12 protein-coding genes and 1 rRNA gene are annotated in these 18,571 nt (G+C 58.2%); 10 read left to right on the plus strand and 3 right to left on the minus strand.

Features of this window, described 5'->3' with window-relative positions:
• Positions 1 to 5: 5 nt before the first annotated feature.
• A complete protein-coding gene (locus tag FKG94_RS20185) occupies positions 6 to 983 on the minus strand; it encodes an outer membrane protein assembly factor BamD (protein ID WP_246125279.1) in 978 nt (325 codons plus the stop codon).
• A gap of 408 nt (positions 984 to 1,391) precedes the next feature.
• On the opposite strand from FKG94_RS20185, the gene rluD reads away from it, so the two are divergent.
• From rluD to clpB, 3 genes are all read left to right on the plus strand, one after another.
• On the plus strand, positions 1,392 to 2,336 hold the full coding sequence (rluD, locus tag FKG94_RS20190; RefSeq protein WP_142928747.1) for a 23S rRNA pseudouridine(1911/1915/1917) synthase RluD: 945 nt from the start codon (positions 1,392 to 1,394) through the stop codon (positions 2,334 to 2,336).
• 36 nt (positions 2,337 to 2,372) lie between these two features.
• Complete coding sequence (gene pgeF / locus FKG94_RS20195) at positions 2,373 to 3,149, plus strand: peptidoglycan editing factor PgeF (protein WP_142928748.1); 777 nt, start codon at positions 2,373 to 2,375, stop codon at positions 3,147 to 3,149.
• 93 nt (positions 3,150 to 3,242) lie between these two features.
• The gene (gene clpB, locus FKG94_RS20200; RefSeq protein ID WP_142928749.1) at positions 3,243 to 5,879 is read left to right on the plus strand and encodes an ATP-dependent chaperone ClpB; all 2,637 of its coding nucleotides are present in this window, start codon (positions 3,243 to 3,245) and stop codon (positions 5,877 to 5,879) included.
• A 189-nt stretch (positions 5,880 to 6,068) separates the two neighbouring features.
• Here clpB and FKG94_RS20205 read toward each other — a convergent pair whose 3' ends face one another.
• Positions 6,069 to 6,530: a DUF4124 domain-containing protein gene (locus FKG94_RS20205; RefSeq protein WP_142928750.1), complete on the minus strand. Its 462-nt coding sequence runs from the start codon at positions 6,528 to 6,530 to the stop codon at positions 6,069 to 6,071.
• 810 nt (positions 6,531 to 7,340) lie between these two features.
• On the opposite strand from FKG94_RS20205, the gene FKG94_RS20210 reads away from it, so the two are divergent.
• The 3 genes from FKG94_RS20210 to FKG94_RS20220 all read left to right on the plus strand — a co-directional run bounded on the left by FKG94_RS20210 (position 7,341) and on the right by FKG94_RS20220 (position 13,310).
• Positions 7,341 to 9,083 carry an acetolactate synthase 3 large subunit gene (locus tag FKG94_RS20210; protein ID WP_142928751.1) on the plus strand — a complete coding sequence of 581 codons (1,743 nt, stop codon included), beginning with the start codon at positions 7,341 to 7,343 and terminating at the stop codon, positions 9,081 to 9,083.
• 2 nt (positions 9,084 to 9,085) lie between these two features.
• A complete protein-coding gene (gene ilvN / locus FKG94_RS20215) occupies positions 9,086 to 9,577 on the plus strand; it encodes an acetolactate synthase small subunit (protein ID WP_142928752.1) in 492 nt (163 codons plus the stop codon).
• A gap of 646 nt (positions 9,578 to 10,223) precedes the next feature.
• Positions 10,224 to 13,310: a TonB-dependent receptor domain-containing protein gene (locus FKG94_RS20220; protein ID WP_142928753.1), complete on the plus strand. Its 3,087-nt coding sequence runs from the start codon at positions 10,224 to 10,226 to the stop codon at positions 13,308 to 13,310.
• 214 nt (positions 13,311 to 13,524) lie between these two features.
• Here FKG94_RS20220 and ilvY read toward each other — a convergent pair whose 3' ends face one another.
• Entirely contained in the window at positions 13,525 to 14,421 is an 897-nt protein-coding gene (gene ilvY / locus FKG94_RS20225) for an HTH-type transcriptional activator IlvY (protein WP_142928754.1), read from the minus strand.
• 129 nt (positions 14,422 to 14,550) lie between these two features.
• On the opposite strand from ilvY, the gene ilvC reads away from it, so the two are divergent.
• The 4 genes from ilvC to FKG94_RS20245 all read left to right on the plus strand — a co-directional run.
• Complete coding sequence (ilvC, locus tag FKG94_RS20230) at positions 14,551 to 15,567, plus strand: ketol-acid reductoisomerase (RefSeq protein WP_142928755.1); 1,017 nt, start codon at positions 14,551 to 14,553, stop codon at positions 15,565 to 15,567.
• 128 nt (positions 15,568 to 15,695) lie between these two features.
• On the plus strand, positions 15,696 to 16,544 hold the full coding sequence (gene pssA / locus FKG94_RS20235) for a CDP-diacylglycerol--serine O-phosphatidyltransferase (protein WP_142928756.1): 849 nt from the start codon (positions 15,696 to 15,698) through the stop codon (positions 16,542 to 16,544).
• 496 nt (positions 16,545 to 17,040) lie between these two features.
• A complete protein-coding gene (gene pssA, locus FKG94_RS20240) occupies positions 17,041 to 17,889 on the plus strand; it encodes a CDP-diacylglycerol--serine O-phosphatidyltransferase (RefSeq protein ID WP_142928756.1) in 849 nt (282 codons plus the stop codon).
• Positions 17,890 to 18,468: 579 nt separating this feature from the next.
• Positions 18,469 to 18,571, plus strand: a 16S ribosomal RNA gene (locus FKG94_RS20245); the annotation flags it as partial.

Genomic DNA, 18,571 nt, shown 5'->3' on the forward strand with positions numbered 1-18,571 from the left:
GGGCCTCAATCCACCAGCCCGAATGTCACCCACTTGAGCCAGGAGCCACTCTCCTTTTCTGCCGTCCGGTCCAGGTTTTCGGGTGCTTTCCTGAACTCGGGATTGTAGAGCTCCCGGGTGTCGAAGCCGGGTGGCTCTCTTTTATCAAACAGGCCGAACGTCACTTTACTGATCCAGCTCTCACCCACGGCAACCGCACCGTAATCGTAGTTGAAGACACCGTTTTCCAGTGCCGGATGGTTGGGGTAGTTGGTGTGCAACACTTTGATGGCGGCATCGGACAGTTCCTGCATGCCGAGCAGGTAATAGCCCTGGGCCATCACCGCCAGGGCGTCCGGCACCGCCGGGGTTTGCTGGAAGTTCTCCACCACGAAGCGGCCGCGGTTAGTAGCGGCCAGGTAGGCGCCGCGCCGGAAATAGTAGTTGGCGACGTGAATCTCGGAGCGCGCCAGCAGGTTGCGCAGGTAGATCATGCGCTTTTTGGCATCCGGCGCGTAGCTGCTGTCCGGGTAGCGGGCCAGCAGTTGGGCGAAATGGGCGAAGGATTCGCGGGCCAGGCCGGGGTCCCGCTGGGTCAGATCCGTGGGCACAAACCGCTCGAACAGGCTGTTGCCCTCGGTGAAGGAGGCCAGCCCCTTCATATAATAGGCGTAGTCGACGTTGCGGTGCTGGGGGTGCAGGCGAATAAAGCGGTCGGCTGCTGCGGTCGCCGCTTCGTGCTCGAAGTTTTTGTAGTAGGCGTAAATGAGTTCCAGTTGCGCCTGTTCGGCGTAGGCGCCGAACGGGAAGTTTTCCTCCAGGGCCTGCAGGTTCTGGATCGCAAACTCCCATTGGTTGGCCCGCAGTTGTTTCTGTGCGGCTTCGTAAAAATCCTGTTCCGTGACGCCCTTGGGTTCGCGCGGCTCGTTGCTCGAGCAGGCTCCCAACAGCAGGCTGACGGCGATAACGCCGAGTGAAAAAGCCGATAACATTAACCTTCGCATAAATCTGTGACTCTACCTCTGTATTGTGCCCATCGCTTAATCGGGTATGGCCGCGCGCAAACCGGTTGCGGACTGCCTGTTGGCTGGGAAAGTTGTTTCGTCGATATTCGCGACAAATGCCGACACAATACCGGTGAATACCCAAGCTTGTTGTTATTTTCGCCACCGCTTTGCGGTGCGGGTGGCCAAAGGCGCCTAAAGATAACGACAGTCGCCTGTATAATTAAAGGCGCCTATTTAACCATAGTGGGGGCTGATGACTAAAGCCCTGTTATCATATCAGCGCCTCGGGCGTCAAAGTCCGATGGTTGTGGCGCCGGTCCCGCAGCCACCGGCGGCGATTCGAAGGTAGTCGTTCAGCGCCGGTCAGTCAAAGTATCAGCAAGGTAAATAAGGTATACCCCGCCAATGACCCAGACGATAGAGCAGCACACCCGAGTACCGGAAACCAGTGCCGGTGTGCGTTTGGACCAGGCTGCCGCCGAATTGTTTCCCGACTTCTCCCGCTCCCGGCTGCAGGCCTGGATCAAGGCGGGCGCGCTGCGGGTCAACGGCGCCGCGGCGCGGCCGCGGGACAAACTGCTCGGCGGCGAAGCCCTGTCTCTGTGCGCGCAGCTCCAGCAGCAGGGCGATTGGGAGGCCCAGGATATGGCCCTGGATGTGGTCTACGAGGACGCCGAGCTGCTGGTGGTCAATAAACCCGCCAATCTGGTGGTGCACCCGGCGGCGGGCAACCGCAGCGGCACCCTGTTGAATGCCCTGCTGCACCGGGTGCCGGCCCTCACCGAGCTGCCACGGGCCGGCATTGTCCACCGCCTCGACAAGGACACTACCGGGCTGATGGTGGTCGCCAAGAGCCTGCCGGCCCATACCAGCCTGGTGGCGCAATTGCAGGCCCGCAGCGTCAGCCGGGAGTATGAGGCGGTGGTGCAGGGCGCGTTGACCGGTGGCGGCAACGTTGAAGCGCCGATTGGCAGACACCCCAAACAGCGCAAAAAGATGGCGGTGGTGGCGGGCGGCAAAGCCGCCGTTACCCACTACCGGGTACTGGAGCGTTTTGCCGGGCATACCCATGTCCGACTGCGGTTGGAGACCGGGCGCACCCACCAAATCCGGGTGCATATGGCGCATATCGGCTATCCGCTGGTCGGTGACGCTACCTACGGCGGGCGCCTGAGGTTGCCGAAGCAGGCCAGCGCCGTACTGACAGAGTGTTTGCGTGACTTTCCCCGCCAGGCTTTGCACGCCGCCGGACTCGGGTTGCAGCACCCTGCCAGCGGTGAGTTGCTGCACTGGCGTGCCCCCCGGCCCGATGATTTTGAGCGATTGCTGGCGGTGCTGCACAGTGGTTGAGCCGGCCGGTTGCCACGCGAGGCGAGGACAGCAGCCATGACCGATGCCGATTTGTTGCCCCTGGTCCCCGACTGGCCTGCGCCCGCGTCGGTGCAGGCTCGCATCACTACCCGGGCGGGCGGGTACAGCCGTGTGCCTTACGACAGCAATAATTTAGGTCTTCATGTGGGCGACGATCCGGTGCCAGTGGGTAAAAACCGGGCGGCATTGACGCTCGACTGCGATCTCGAGGCTATTCAGTGGCTGCGGCAAGTGCACGGTACCGATGTGTGTGAGGCGCGGCCGGGGGAGGGGGAGCAGACCGCTGACGGCTGCTTTACCCGCGCCACCGGGCTGGCCTGTAGCGTGTTGACGGCCGACTGTCTGCCGGTGCTGGTCTGCGACCGGCGCGGTACCCAGGTGGCGGCCCTGCACGCCGGCTGGCGTGGCCTGGCGGGCGGTATTATCGCCAGCGGCCTGGCGACTTTCGATACGGCGCCGGCGGGGCTGATGGCCTATCTGGGGCCGGCTATCGGGCCGGCCCATTTCGAAGTGGGCGGTGAAGTGCGGGAGGCGTTTATGGCCGCGGCGCGCAACCCGGCGCAGCGCCGCGCCGCCGCCGCGGCATTCACGCCGGCAAGAGCGCGCCGCGGTCATTACTTTGCCGATCTCTATGCCCTGGCCCGGGCCGAACTCACTGCTCTCGGCGTCGGCGAGGTTTATGGCGGCGGTGACTGCACCTTTGCGCAGTCGCAGCGGTTTTACTCCTATCGCCGCGACGGTATTACCGGTCGTATGGCGAGCCTGGTGTGGTTGAGCGCCGATTGCAGTTGACGCAGGTCAAGCTAATCGAGACGCGATTGTTGAATTTCTCCGCCGCGCCCCCAAATTTCAGGGAGGAAGCCTTTGGAAAAAGTGGGGTAGCCCGTGCGAATCGATCGTTTGACCAACCAACTGCAAATTGCTCTATCAGACGCCCAGTCCCTGGCGGTCGGGCGCGACCACAACCAGCTGGAGCCGGTGCATGTGCTGCTCGCCATGCTCGACCAGCAGGGTGGGACCGTGCGGCCGTTGTTGGCCCAGGCCGGCTTCGATGTCACCGGCCTGCGCAACGAATTGGCCAAGCAGCTCGACAACCTGGCGCGGGTGCAATCGCCCACCGGCGATGTGCATATGTCCGCAGAGACCGGGCGCCTGCTCAATCTCGCCGACAAGCGCGCCCAGGAGGTCGGCGACAAATTTATTTCCAGCGAATCGCTGCTGCTGGCGGCAATGCACGACGGCAACAGCGCATTGGGCAAGCTGCTCAACCAGTTTGGCGACAAACAGCGCCTGGAGTCGGCGGTGGACAAAGTGCGCGGCGGTGAGACGGTGGATGACCCCGATGCCGAGGGCAATCGCCAGGCGCTGGAGAAATACACTATCGACCTGACGGCGCGGGCCGAAGCCGGGAAACTCGATCCGGTGATCGGGCGCGACGATGAAATTCGCCGCACCGTGCAGGTGTTGCAGCGGCGCACCAAGAACAACCCGGTGTTGATTGGCGAGCCGGGGGTCGGCAAGACCGCCATTGTCGAGGGATTGGCCCAACGTATCGTCAACGGCGAGGTGCCCGAGGGCTTGAAGAACAAACAGTTGCTGTCACTCGATCTGGGCTCGCTGTTGGCCGGTGCCAAGTTCCGCGGAGAGTTCGAGGAGCGTTTAAAGGCCGTGCTCAACGAATTGTCGAAGCAGGAAGGCCGCATCATTCTGTTTATCGACGAGTTGCACACCATGGTGGGCGCGGGCAAAGCCGAGGGCGCCATGGATGCGGGCAATATGCTGAAACCGGCGCTTGCCCGGGGCGAGCTGCACTGTGTCGGTGCCACCACGCTGGACGAATACCGCAAATTTATCGAAAAAGATGCCGCGCTGGAGCGGCGTTTTCAAAAAGTACTGGTCGATGAGCCGAGCGAAGAAGATACCATTGCCATCCTGCGCGGCCTCAAAGAGCGCTATGAAGTGCACCACGGTGTCGACATTACCGACTCGGCGATTATCGCTGCGGCCAAGTTGTCCCAGCGTTATATCACTGACCGGCAACTGCCGGACAAGGCCATCGACCTGGTGGATGAGGCGGCCAGCCGTATCCGCATGGAGATCGATTCCAAGCCCGAAGAGATGGATCGCCTCGAGCGGCGCCTGATTCAATTGAAGATTGAGCGCGAGGCGGTCAAGAAGGACACCTCGGAGTCGGCCAAGAAACAGTTGCAACTGCTGGACGACGATATCGAACAGGCGGAGCGCAAATTCGCCGACCTGGAAGAAATCTGGCGCGCCGAGAAGGCGGCGCTGCACGGTTCCCATGAGATCAAAAGCAATCTCGAACAGGTGCGCCTCGACCTGGAAGCGGCGCGCCGCGCCGGCGATCTGGCGCGCATGTCGGAGTTGCAGTACGGCGTTATCCCGGAGCTGGAAAAACAATTGGATATGGCCAGCCAGGCAGAAATGATGGAAATGAAACTGCTGCGCAACAAGGTCACCGATGAAGAAATTGCCGAGGTGGTATCGAAATGGACCGGCATACCGGTGGCCAAGATGCTCGAGGGCGAACGGGAGAAGTTGCTGCGTATGGAGGATGCCTTGCACCGGCGGGTGATCGGCCAGCAGGAGGCGGTGGTCGCCGTGTCCAACGCCGTGCGCCGTTCGCGGGCCGGACTTGCCGACCCCAACCGCCCCAATGGTTCGTTTTTGTTTCTCGGACCCACCGGCGTTGGTAAAACCGAATTGTGCAAAGCCCTGGCGGAATTTCTGTTCGACAGTGAAGACGCTATGGTGCGTATTGATATGTCGGAGTTTATGGAAAAACACTCCGTTGCCCGCCTGATCGGCGCGCCTCCCGGCTATGTCGGTTACGAGGAGGGCGGCTATCTGACCGAGGCGGTGCGGCGCAAACCCTACTCGGTGTTGTTGTTGGATGAAGTGGAAAAGGCCCATGCCGACGTGTTCAATATTCTGCTGCAGGTGCTGGAGGATGGCCGCCTGACCGATGGCCAGGGGCGCACCGTGGACTTTCGCAATACCGTGGTGGTGATGACTTCCAACCTCGGTTCCGATCGCATTCAGGAACTGGCCCAGGATCGCTCGTTCGACACCATCAGTTTCGATAGCGATGAAAACAGTGATACCGCCGCCAACGAGCACCGCCGTGCCGCCATCAAAGAGGCGGTTATGGAGGTGGTTGCCAGTCACTTTCGCCCCGAGTTCGTCAACCGTATCGACGAACTGGTGGTGTTCGATCCGCTGGGCCAGGCACAGATTCGCGGTATAGCGACTATCCAGTTGGATCTGTTGCGCCGGCGCCTGGCGGAGCGCGAACTGAAGCTGGAACTGGATGATGCGGTGATGGACAAGCTGGTGCAGGTGGGTTTTGATCCTGTCTACGGCGCGCGTCCGTTAAAGCGGGCGATACAGCAACAGATCGAAAACCCTCTGGCACAGGATGTGCTGGCCGGGAAGTTTGCGCCCGGCGCCACTGTGGTGGGACGTCTGGATGAACGCGGGCAGCTTGTGTTTACCGGGTAGCCCCCAATGGCAATGCCTTAAGCAAATATGTGCTAATTGACAGGTCTGGTACACTTAATCGAGGTCGACGTGGCTGGATCAGCTATCGATAAACTGATGTAAATACACTTATGCAGTGTTGTTGGGGTAGCTCCTTGCCAGTGTGGCACTGCCCGGCCGCTTGTGTCTGCCGGGCGGTTTCGGGGTTCGCTAGCAGGATTCGTCGATGGCCTGCTGTGATTCTTTAATGCGCTCGCTGTGTTCTTCAGGCGTGAGGTAACGGAATTCGCCTTCAGCTTCCTTGATGCGAACCCGGGCGTTTTGGCGCAGGGTTTCCAGGTTTTTTCTGGCAATATTGCAGCGCTCCGGGTCCCGGTTTTTGGTCGGCTCTGCACGTGCGGTAAGCGGGTCGCCGGCGGCAGGCTGCCGCGGCTGTGCCGGCGCGGTGGCGGAGGCGCTGTCGCCGGCGGGTGTTGAGGCCGTTTTGCCCCGCTTCTTAAACTTCATCACCTTCTCCGAGGGGCGGTTCTTGGGTGGGTGGGCGGTGTAGTTAATTCCGCCGTCGTCGTCCACCCAGCGGTACACCTCACCGGCACTGGCGGTCGCAATGCCAAGACCTGCCAGCATGACTGTCAGGGCGAGGTTTATGATTATTGTAGTCAGCCGTGCCATAAGATTGGATCCCCTGCCTGGATGTCAGCGCCCGAGCCGCAGTGATAACAGTTGGGCGCCATTAACTGTAAACCGCCGTTAACTATAAACGGAAACTGACCGCAAACCCATCCAATTTGCCGCGATTTGCGGCCAAGGTGCCGAAATAGGCTCTAAACCCTTGACATTACTGTACAAATTGACAGAATTATGGGTTCGCTAGATGGCGTGTAGATTTACCGAAAACCGCGGACCCATTCTACCCCCCGATAAGCCAACCGCTTGTCGAACCATCCGGAAGTGCGAAGGTGCGTCCACCGGCGTTACCTGCTCAAGTAGCCTACTCTGTAGATAAACGACCCTACAGTTACCGCCCGGCTCCCAAGTTGCCGTGTGGTTTGCAATAGACGGGTTCCAAAGCCTTCACACTAACCGGCTTGTGTTAGCGGGCTTGTGTTATGGCTTGTCGAAATTGTCCCGAATTGCCTGACAGTAACAGCCCTGACAGTAACAGTAGAGTTGCCTAAAGTAGAGTTACCTAATTAGTCGAGTTGCCTGGTATCAGCGTTGCCTGAAATACAAGGTTACCTAAAATTAGGGTCGTCTGGAGTTGCGCTAAAAGCGCAAGCTACGTGGGAAAGCTTCATTGGAAATATATATAACTGTCCAGCCGGGGCCCTGCCCGGGTTGGGTGGCGTGCGGTTAATAGCCCGCCTATTTTTCGCTGATAGGTCTGGCATATTGCCGCCAATACCCTGAGACTGGTGTGCCGAGATAGCGCTGGCTGCGCTTTCGGAACGCTGGAGGTTTACTTTCACTAGGGGATTCAAGGTGGAAATGCTATCAGGCGGAGATATGGTGATCCGCGCTCTGCAAGACGAAGGTGTTGAATATGTTTTCGGTTACCCCGGCGGGGCCGCACTGCATATATATGACGCTATTTTTCGCAACCAAGCCGTCAAACACATACTGGTGCGCCACGAGCAGGCCGCTACCCACGCCGCTGACGGCTATGCCCGCGCCACCGGCAGGGTCGGCGTGGTGCTGGTTACCTCGGGCCCCGGGGCCACCAATGCCATCACCGGTATCGCCACGGCCTATATGGACTCGATTCCGATGGTGGTGATTTCCGGCCAGGTGCCCACCGACAAGATTGGTGAAGACGCGTTCCAGGAAACGGACATGGTGGGTATTTCACGACCCATCGTCAAACACAGCTTCTTGGTCAAAGACGCCCGCGAAATTCCCCAGACCCTGAAGAAGGCGTTCTACATTGCCGCCACCGGACGCCCGGGTCCGGTTGTGGTGGATATACCCAAGGACGTTACCAATCCGAATGAAAAATTTGAGTATGTCTATCCCGCGAAAATGAAACTGCGTTCCTACACGCCGCCGGGCCGCGGCCACAGCGGCCAGATTAAAAAGGCGGTGCAGTTGCTGCTCGAGGCCAAGCGACCGGTGATTTATGCCGGCGGCGGCGTTATTCAGGGCGAGGGCTCGTCACTGTTGACGGAACTGGCGCAGGCGTTGAATTTTCCCGTGACCAATACGCTGATGGGGCTGGGTTGCTATCCCGCCACCGACCGGCAGTTCTTGGGTATGCTCGGGATGCACGGCACCTTCGAGGCCAACACCGCCATGCATCACAGCGATGTCATCCTGGCGGTGGGGGCCCGTTTCGATGACCGGGTTACCAACACGCCGAGCAAGTTTTGCCCCAGTGCCAAGATCATTCATGTCGATATCGACCCGGCCGCCATTTCCAAAACGGTGCAGGCCGATGTGCCGATTGTCGGCGCGGTTGATCTGGTGCTCGGTGAGATGCTCGAACTGGTCAAGCAGTCCGCCGAACAGCCGGACCAGACGGCGCTGGCGGAGTGGTGGAAGCAGATTGACGACTGGCGCGATCGCCACGGCCTCTACACGCAGCCGCGCTATCGCACCGACGGCGATCAGATTATGCCGCAGGAAGTGATTCGGGCGCTGTACGAGGTGACCGATGGCGAGGCGATAGTGTCCTCGGATGTCGGGCAGCACCAGATGTTTGCCGCCCAGTATTATCCTTTTGACAAGCCGCGCCGCTGGATTAACTCCGGCGGCCTCGGCACCATGGGGTTTGGCCTGCCGGCGGCCATGGGGGCACAGTTTGCGATGCGCGATGCGGTGTCGGTGTGTGTCACCGGCGAGGGCAGTATTCAGATGTGTATTCAGGAGTTGTCCACCTGCACCCAGTACCATCTGCCGGTCAAGATTATCTGTCTCAACAACCAGGCCCTCGGCATGGTGAAGCAGTGGCAGGACCTGCACTACGATGGCCGCTACTCGGAGAGCTTGTACGAAGAGTCGCTGCCGGATTTCGCCAAATTGATGGAAGCCTTTGGCCACGTGGGTATCAAAGTGACCCGGCGCGAAGAGCTGCGGGAGAAGATGCAGGAGTGCTTTAGCGAGAAATACAAAAACCGTGTGGTGTTTATGGATATCTATGTCGACCCCGCCGAGCATGTGTACCCGATGCTGGTGGCGCCCAACGGTTCTATGCGCGATATGTGGCTCAGCAGAACGGAGCGAACCTGACCATGAGAAGAATTATTTCCGTGTTAATGGAAAATGCGCCGGGTGCCCTGTCGCGGGTTGTGGGGCTGTTTTCCCAGCGCGGCTACAATATCGAAAGCCTGACAGTGGCGCCGACGGAGGACGAGACGCTCTCGCGGCTGACGTTGACTACCATCGGCAACAATCACAAGATCGAGCAAATTACCAAGCACCTGAATAAAATTGTCGATGTGGTAAAACTCGTGGATTTAACCGAAGGTGCGCACATCGAGCGCGAATTGATGCTGATCAAAGTGAAGGCAACCGGTTCCCAGCGCGCTGAAGTCAAACGCTGTGTCGATATTTTCCGCGGCCAGATTGTGGATGTGAGCAGTACCGTTTACACCGTGCAGGTAACCGGTACCAGCGACAAGCTGGACGCTTTTGTCGACTCGGTGGGTGAGGCGGTGATCCTCGAGGTGGCTCGCACCGGGGTGTCCGGGATTGCGCGCGGAGAGAAAGTATTGAGTCTTTGATCACTTCCCCGGGTTCTCCATTGAGATCAGCACATACACTGATTTCAAATAGGGGAGCTTCGAACCGGCTGCTGTATCGGTAGGTCTTTTCAAGACACGCAGCAAGTACATCCCTGTAGGCTCTGTGGCGGCATCCCTGCCGCCAAAGGTCTTGAAAAGACCTACCGATACAGCAGCCTTACCAGGGTGCCAAACCGATCTACATACCCTATAATGCACGCCACCCTACCCTCCGAAAAGAAACGTTTCAGAGCACATTGCCCAAGATTTTCTCTGAATATGCTGAATAGTTACTACACTTTTTGACTCGTGTTACTGTGCATCGATGCGGTGGGACCGCTACATGTGCATGGCAAGCGGCGCTCAATTTAATACAACAGACTTATCCTGACGACTCCAGACCGCTTCGGTCGCTTTTAAGTATGCCTCGGTACAACCCAACGCACAGGCAATGGCATGTTTCTGCCAGCTATGCATATTCGTCATAACTTATGCAAACAACGGACTTGGCCAAACACCGTCATCTCAGTATATGCTGGCTGAAAATTATCCCAAATAAAAAAAGCCCGGAACGCTCGGTATCACTGCCGGTGATGAGAATTATCGTCGACCAAAAAATAAGCGTAAAAAAGTGGAGAGCCAATTGATGTTAAGACTCAAAGGTAAGTATCGTTTCGTCTCTGCCGGTTTGGTGCTGCTGTCGGCCAGCGGGCTGACCCAGGCGCAAGGAGAGACCGCGGTACCCGAAGACAGCACAACCGTTGCCGGGGAAGACGACGGACTGCTCGAAGAGATTGAGGTGACGGGCACACGTATCAAACGCGATGCATTCAATTCTCCGACACCGTTGATTGCGATCGACAAAGAGGACATCCTCGACTCCGGGGTCAACGAACTCAGTGAGGTACTCACCGGCAGGCCAGGTGTGACCACCGCGATCAATACCAGTGAATCGCAAAATGATGTACAGACTGCCGGACTCAGTTCCGTGGACTTGAGAGCCCTGGGGGCCAACCGCACGCTGACCCTGATCGACGGGCGTCGCACGGTATCCAACAGCGTCAACGGCCGCCGGGTGAGCCTGAGTACCATTCCCGATGCCTTTGTCGACCGGATTGAAATCATTACCGGTGCGGCCTCTGCCGTATACGGTTCCGACGCCATTGCCGGGGTCATTAACATTATCACCGAGGATGACCTGGAGGGCTTCAGGGTGGGGTTACGTGCGGGCGGGGCCGTTACCGGCGGCGCCGAGGAGAAAACCCTGGACCTCGCTTTTGGCACTGACTTTGACGATGACAGGGGATATTTTCTTATCGCCGGCGAGATCGATACCGACGAGGCGTTGACCGCGCGGGATGTGGGTCGCTATGCGTTTGAGGAAATTGACCTGGACTACGACGACGGTGTCAATGAATTCGACAGCGGCCGGGTGGTGGATGGCTTGACTGGAGACTTACCCGCCAGCCGGTTTTTGCCCGGTGGTGATCTGTTCGGCGTTATCGAGCCGAGGGACCGCTCCCTGGGGACGTTCGGCGGTGTGTTCGACAGCCGGCGTTTTTTTTACGACGACAATAACAACCTGATAACAGAGCAGACCGACCCCAACTTTTCCAATGCGAGGGCGTTCCTTAACGGCAGAGATGGTCTCAACACCCGTCTTTTCAACATTATGACACTGCCCCGTGAAAGACATAATCTCTCGACCAAGGTGAAGTATGCCTTCACTGATCATCTGGAGGCATTCGCGCAACTCTCCTATTCCAATGTGGAAACTGTCTCGAGACGTTTACCTGAATATGCGGCAGACGGAGACGATTCCATCATCATTGACCGGGTTACCGGCGAGGCGGATTTTGTCATTGTCGACCGTATTCCAGAGACCAATCCATTTATACCCATACCCAATAGTGAGCGCGAGCGGAGCGGGAGTGTTATCTGGGATCGGCGTTTGCTGGAGGTGGGTTTCCGGGAAAACAAGGCCAAACGTGAAACGCTGCGTTTCCTTGCCGGCATTGATGGCGACGCACTGTTTGGAACGGACTGGGAGTGGCACGCGTCGCTGGCGTATGGACGCTATGAACAGGAGAACCGGCGCACTAACGAAATCAACTACAACCGGCTCAATTTCGCTCTCGATGCCGAAGTTGATCCCGCCGACCCCGATAACCCGGACCGATTTCGCTGTGCGGATGAGGCGGCCCGTGCCGCCGGCTGCGTGCCGCTGAATCCCTTTGGTATTGGCTCTATATCACAGGCGGCGGCCGATTATGTTCGCGCCAACCTGACGCTGGAGGCCGTCGCCGAGCAGATAAGCGTGGTCGCTTACACCACGGGAGACTTGTTCCAGTTGCCGGCCGGCGCTGTCGGCGGCGCTTTCGGGGTTGAATATCGGGAAGACAGCCAGAAGAGCAAGAATGACCTGGAGAGTCGCTTTGGCGGTACCAGTGGACCCACGGTGCCGAACTCGAATGCCGATATCGATGTGGCCGAAATTTTCGGGGAGGTCAGCGTGCCCCTGCTGGCCGGCGTGACCGGGGCCGAGTACCTCGGGCTCGACGCTTCGGTGCGGGCCGCCGATTATTCTCTCGAGGGTGTGGGTACCATAGGCACCTGGAGTCTCGGGCTCACCTGGCGGCCGATCGAAAGTTTGCTGGTACGGGCCAAGCAGGGCACTGCCGTGCGGGCGCCCGATCTGTCCGAGGCCTTTTCGCTGCCGAGGGGCGACTTCGATGATGTCAGGGATATCTGCACGGGTGTGACGGCGACCAGTGAGGGTGTTGTCGATGAGAACTGTCGCAGTGTCCCCGGTATCCGGGAAGATATCGAAAGCGATGAGAACGAAGAGGGGGTATTCGAAGGTGATGGCAACACGTTCTCCCCAAATGCCGGTAACCCGGAACTCAGCGAGGAGACGGCAGACACCTTGACTGTCGGACTGAGCTACGAGCCGTTCGATTGGCTGGCCGCTTCGGTCGATTTCTACGATATCGAAGTGGAAGATGTTATCAGCGAGATTGAAAACGAGGAGATTTTGCGCCAGTGCTACGAGGATGCCGAAAACTTCGGTCCGGATAATCCCCGCTGTGCCGATATTACCCGCGCGCCCAACGGCCAGCTTGCACAGATCATACAGCGGCAGTTCAACCTCAATAAACTGGAACTCCGGGGCATTGACTACGGCCTGCGAGTCCGCTTCGATCTGCAGGACTGGCAGGTGCCCGGGCGCTTTACCTTGAATGTGAATCACTCCCGCCAGTTGGAGAACCGGCAACTGTCGACCGATGTGGCGGGCGAGGAAGTAGTTACCGAGTTTCTGGGCGAGGTGGGCACACCGCGCGAGCAGTCCTTCGGCTCGCTGACCTGGCGCCATAATGGATTGCGGTTGCGCTGGTCGATTGAATACACCGGACCTGTGATTGATGACCATAGACGCATAGAGGAATACGAGGAACTTGTCGCCGAGCGGCTCGAAGAAGGTGGAGACGAACCCGAGCGGCCCCTGTTTCTGGAATTCGGCAGCTATATCGAGCATGACTTCAGTGTCAGCTACCGCACGGAGATCAGTGATATCGAGACGCGTTTTTACGGCGGTATCAACAATGTGTTTGACAGGGACCCGCTGTTTATCCCCTGCTGTGATGTATTGAGTGGCAGCAGCAGAAATTACAGCGGTGAATACGGCTCGCCCAGGGGCCGCTTCCTGTTTGTCGGCGTCGATATGGAATTCTGATTGCCGTTGCCAATCCCGGCCAGTGCTCGGCCGGCAGTGCGTCCTTCGTGAGCGGCTGCCGGCCTGAATGACACACACGCAGGCAGGCTTAAGTAGCTCATGGAGCCTTGCCTCATCGCCACTGATCTCAAATACAAAGGGATAGGTCTGCCTCGGGGCGGCCGATCAATCGGCACTTGCTCGTTGGGGTAAATGCCATTACACCTCGGCCCACTCATGAGGTCTCGGCTAGGTGTATCTGCCCCCAGAGCGCGCTGAGCAGCGGGCTCTTCAGGCGTTTTTTCAACGCGCAGACCCCGACTTCATACGCCGCCAGTTGCGGTTGATCCGGCAGTACTTTCACCCGCCGCGACAGCGGACTGTTATCGAGCACGATTTTCGGGACCACACCGATACCAAACCCCAGGCTGACCATGCTGACGATGGCCTCGTGACCCGCCACCTGAGCGTAGATGCGAGGGGCAATGCCCTGTTGCTGAAACCAGGCATCGACTCGCTCGCGGATCAAGCCTTCCTCCGACAAGATCATCGGTATGTCTGCCCAGGTTTGCGGCGCGCTGCGACGGCTCGGCAAGCTTGCCGAGGAGTCGCCGGTGCTGGCTGTAATAAAAACCAGGGGTGAAACCGTGACACGGCGAAAATCCAGGTTGTGCGGCAGCTTGTCCGGTCGCGCGGCTATGGCGATATCCTCCAGGCCGGCGGTAACCCGCGATATGGCCAGGGTCGGGTCGCCGGTGTGCAGTTTGATCTCAATCTTCGGGTGGCGCGGGCGGAATTCACTCAGGATATCGTAGAGAAAACTGTAGCTGGCGGTCACCGAGCAGTAGATACTGATCTCACCGCGCAGCTCGCGGCTGTCGTTCAGCAGCGAGTCGCGAAAACTGTCCCACTGCAGCAGTGTATCCCGCGCGTAGTGCTGCAGCCGCCCGCCCGCGTGAGTGAGGGCGACAGTGCGGTTATCGCGCTCGAACAGTGTCACGCCGAGTTCGGCTTCCATCTGTTTGATGGTGCGGCTCAGGGCCGACGGGCTGATATGGCAGGCCTCGCTGCTGCGGCCGAAATGCAGGGTCTCCGAGAGGCTTAGAAACAACTTCAGCGATCGATTGTCCACCGGGGTGTGTGCCTCATGAGTATTGCTAATTTCAAAACATAATATTGCAAATATATCATTTTACGCAACGAGGGCGGTTCGCTAAACTCCTGCTCTCAGTTTTCATCACTCACAGTCAGGGGGTTCAACATGCAGGTCTACTACGATAAGGACTGCGATCTCAGCATTATCCAAAGCAAGAAGGTGGCGGTTATCGGCTATGGTTCCCAGGGCCACGCCCACGCCTGTAATCTCAAGGATTCCGGTGTTGATGTGACCGTCGGCCTGCGCCCCGGTTCTGCCTCCATCGCCAAAGCCGAGGCCCACGGACTGAAAGTATCTGCCGTACCCGAAGCCGTAGCCGGCGCCGATGTGGTGATGGTGCTGACCCCGGATGAGTTCCAGAGTCAGCTTTACCGGGAAGAGATCGAACCCAGCATCAAGTCCGGCGCCACCCTGGCATTTGCCCACGGTTTTGCCATTCACTACAACCAGGTTGTACCCCGCGCCGATCTCGATGTGATTATGATCGCCCCTAAGGCCCCGGGTCATACGGTGCGCAATGAGTTTGTCAAAGGCGGCGGTATCCCGGACCTGATCGCTGTATTCCAGGACGCCTCCGGGCAGGCCAAGCAGGTGGCGCTGTCGTATGCCAGCGGCGTCGGCGGCGGTCGCACCGGTATTATCGAGACGACGTTCAAAGACGAGACTGAAACCGATCTGTTCGGTGAGCAGGCGGTGCTTTGCGGCGGTGCCGTGGAACTGGTCAAAGCCGGTTATGAAACACTGACGGAGGCCGGCTATGCGCCGGAGATGGCCTATTTCGAGTGCCTGCACGAACTGAAGTTGATTGTCGACCTGATGTACGAGGGCGGCATCGCCAATATGAATTACTCTATTTCCAACAATGCGGAGTACGGGGAATACGTGACCGGTCCCGAGATTATCAATGAAGAGTCCCGGGCGGCCATGCGCCGGGCCCTGAAGCGCATCCAGAATGGTGAATACGCCAAGATGTTTATTGCCGAAGGCGCCGCCAATTATCCATCCATGACGGCCTATCGGCGCAACAATGCCGCCCACGGGATCGAGCAGGTAGGTGAAAAATTGCGCGCCATGATGCCCTGGATCGAGTCCAACAAGATTATCGATAAAGCCAAAAACTAGCGAGAGCCGCTCCGCCGGACCGAAAACGCGGCTTTGGCCGCGTTTTTTGTCACCGCCGGGCGAAATGTTTGGTGCCGGTCCGGGGCTCGGCGTATCATTCCCGTCCGGACTGTGAAATCGATGGCTGTATGAACGACAAAGAAAAATCCCACGACAATAATAATATTCACGCGCTGGAAGACCACCGCGAGGACGACGGCCTGTTACCGGTGGACGAGCATGTGGAGGAGGTGTCCGAAAACGGCCAGAAAGTTCGGCGCCGGGGCATTTACCTGCTGCCCAACCTATTTACCACCAGTGCGCTGTTTTCAGGCTTTTATGCCGTTATTGCCGGCATGAATCAGGACTTCGAGGTGGCCGCCATTGCGATCTTTGTCGCCATGGCGCTTGACGGCCTCGACGGCCGCGTCGCCAGGTTGACCAATACCACCAGTGAATTCGGTGTCCAGTACGACAGCCTGTCGGATATGGTGTCGTTTGGCCTGGCCCCGGCGCTGGTGATGTTCAGTTGGGCGCTGGCGCCCCTGGGCAAGCTGGGATGGGCGGCGGCATTTGCGTTTGCCGCCTGCGCGGCGCTGCGCCTGGCCCGCTTTAACACCCAGGTCAAAGTGGTGGATAAGCGCTACTTTATCGGCCTCTCCAGCCCTGCGGCGGCCGCCGTGCTGGCCAGCATTGTCTGGTCCGGTCACGACTGGCAGGTATCGCCGGAGTTTAGCGTGCTGGCGGCCCTGGTAACCCTGGTCGCCGGTTTGCTGATGGTTTCCAATATCAAGTACAGCAGTTTCAAAGGCATTGATTTTAAAGGGCGGGTCCCCTTTGTGGCGATGCTGGCGGTGATTTTTGTGTTCGTGGTGATTACCATTGATCCCCCTCGGGTTTTGCTCGGACTTTCGGTGGTTTACGGCCTCTCCGGGCCGGTGCTTTGGGCCTGGTCCAGGCTGGTGGCGTTGCGGCGCGAAAAAAAGTCGGATGACTGAATCCCGGTCTCCCTGCCGCTACTTCAGCACACGTGCTGACGCTTTCGAGTAGCCAATAAAAATCAATGACTTAGAGTGCATTATTAAGTTTGTTTCGGCATTGTAAACTTTTTTTCACAAATCCCTTGCAGGGATGTAGGGAGTGCGTATAATGCGCGCCTCTTGCGCTGTGAGAGCGACCACCGGAGACTGTGGTCTGAGGGTTTTGAGGCCGGCCGGCAGAGGCGGTTAAAAAACGGGAATGTTGAAGTACATTAACAGTTTACAAGCGCGCAGAGATGCGTATAATTCGCATCCCACGGTTCGGGGCCAGGCAGTCTGGCAGGGCCGTGATCGGCAAAGGCGCAGCCCCTGGCCGAGCTCTTTAACAAGTCATCAAGCAATGCGTGTGGGCGCTTGCGATATGATAAGACGCACAAGATTATCATTTGCAAGTGACCTAACAATTCATTGCTCGGCGTATCATTCCCGTCCGGACTGTGAAATCGATGGCTGTATGAACGACAAAGAAAAATCCCACGACAATAATAATATTCACGCGCTGGAAGACCACCGCGAGGACGACGGCCTGTTACCGGTGGACGAGCATGTGGAGGAGGTGTCCGAAAACGGCCAGAAAGTTCGGCGCCGGGGCATTTACCTGCTGCCCAACCTATTTACCACCAGTGCGCTGTTTTCAGGCTTTTATGCCGTTATTGCCGGCATGAATCAGGACTTCGAGGTGGCCGCCATTGCGATCTTTGTCGCCATGGCGCTTGACGGCCTCGACGGCCGCGTCGCCAGGTTGACCAATACCACCAGTGAATTCGGTGTCCAGTACGACAGCCTGTCGGATATGGTGTCGTTTGGCCTGGCCCCGGCGCTGGTGATGTTCAGTTGGGCGCTGGCGCCCCTGGGCAAGCTGGGATGGGCGGCGGCATTTGCGTTTGCCGCCTGCGCGGCGCTGCGCCTGGCCCGCTTTAACACCCAGGTCAAAGTGGTGGATAAGCGCTACTTTATCGGCCTCTCCAGCCCTGCGGCGGCCGCCGTGCTGGCCAGCATTGTCTGGTCCGGTCACGACTGGCAGGTATCGCCGGAGTTTAGCGTGCTGGCGGCCCTGGTAACCCTGGTCGCCGGTTTGCTGATGGTTTCCAATATCAAGTACAGCAGTTTCAAAGGCATTGATTTTAAAGGGCGGGTCCCCTTTGTGGCGATGCTGGCGGTGATTTTTGTGTTCGTGGTGATTACCATTGATCCCCCTCGGGTTTTGCTCGGACTTTCGGTGGTTTACGGCCTCTCCGGGCCGGTGCTTTGGGCCTGGTCCAGGCTGGTGGCGTTGCGGCGCGAAAAAAAGTCGGATGACTGAATCCCGGTCTCCCTGCCGCTACTTCAGCACACGTGCTGACGCTTTCGAGTAGCCAATAAAAATCAATGACTTAGAGTGCATTATTAAGTTTGTTTCGGCATTGTAAACTTTTTTTCACAAATCCCTTGCAGGGATGTAGGGAGTGCGTATAATGCGCGCCTCTTGCGCTGTGAGAGCGACCACCGGAGACTGTGGTCTGAGGGTTTTGAGGCCGGCCGGCAGAGGCGGTTAAAAAACGGGAATGTTGAAGTACATTAACAGTTTACAAGCGCGCAGAGATGCGTATAATTCGCATCCCACGGTTCGGGGCCAGGCAGTCTGGCAGGGCCGTGATCGGCAAAGGCGCAGCCCCTGGCCGAGCTCTTTAACAAGTCATCAAGCAATGCGTGTGGGCGCTTGCGATATGATAAGACGCACAAGATTATCATTTGCAAGTGACCTAACAATTCATTCGTGATCGCGGGGTTTCGACCCTGAGATTATGGAAGGTAACGACGTTAAGTAACGATTCATGCAAATGAGCCAAGTTTAGGCAGTGCGCTTTCAGCGGTAGCGAAAGTGTCGTCTGTCGAGCACTTTAAACTGAAGAGTTTGATCATGGCTCAGATTGAACGCTGGCGGCAGGCCTAACACATGCAAGTCGAACGCGAAAGTGACTTCGGTCGCGAGTAGAGTGGCGGAC

This window comes from Exilibacterium tricleocarpae (assembly GCF_007004655.1).
Classification (GTDB): domain Bacteria; phylum Pseudomonadota; class Gammaproteobacteria; order Pseudomonadales; family Cellvibrionaceae; genus Exilibacterium; species Exilibacterium tricleocarpae.

What these genes read in the sequence shown, in the direction of transcription:
- FKG94_RS20185 (WP_246125279.1), bottom strand. Translation starts at nt 983, where the DNA reads ATGCGAAGGTTAATGTTATCGGCTTTTTCACTCGGCGTTATCGCCGTC.
- rluD (WP_142928747.1), top strand. Translation starts at nt 1,392, where the DNA reads ATGACCCAGACGATAGAGCAGCACACCCGAGTACCGGAAACCAGTGCC.
- pgeF (WP_142928748.1), top strand. Translation starts at nt 2,373, where the DNA reads ATGACCGATGCCGATTTGTTGCCCCTGGTCCCCGACTGGCCTGCGCCC.
- FKG94_RS20205 (WP_142928750.1), bottom strand. Translation starts at nt 6,530, where the DNA reads ATGGCACGGCTGACTACAATAATCATAAACCTCGCCCTGACAGTCATG.
- ilvN (WP_142928752.1), top strand. Translation starts at nt 9,086, where the DNA reads ATGAGAAGAATTATTTCCGTGTTAATGGAAAATGCGCCGGGTGCCCTG.
- FKG94_RS20220 (WP_142928753.1), top strand. Translation starts at nt 10,224, where the DNA reads ATGTTAAGACTCAAAGGTAAGTATCGTTTCGTCTCTGCCGGTTTGGTG.
- ilvC (WP_142928755.1), top strand. Translation starts at nt 14,551, where the DNA reads ATGCAGGTCTACTACGATAAGGACTGCGATCTCAGCATTATCCAAAGC.
- pssA (WP_142928756.1), top strand. Translation starts at nt 15,696, where the DNA reads ATGAACGACAAAGAAAAATCCCACGACAATAATAATATTCACGCGCTG.
- pssA (WP_142928756.1), top strand. Translation starts at nt 17,041, where the DNA reads ATGAACGACAAAGAAAAATCCCACGACAATAATAATATTCACGCGCTG.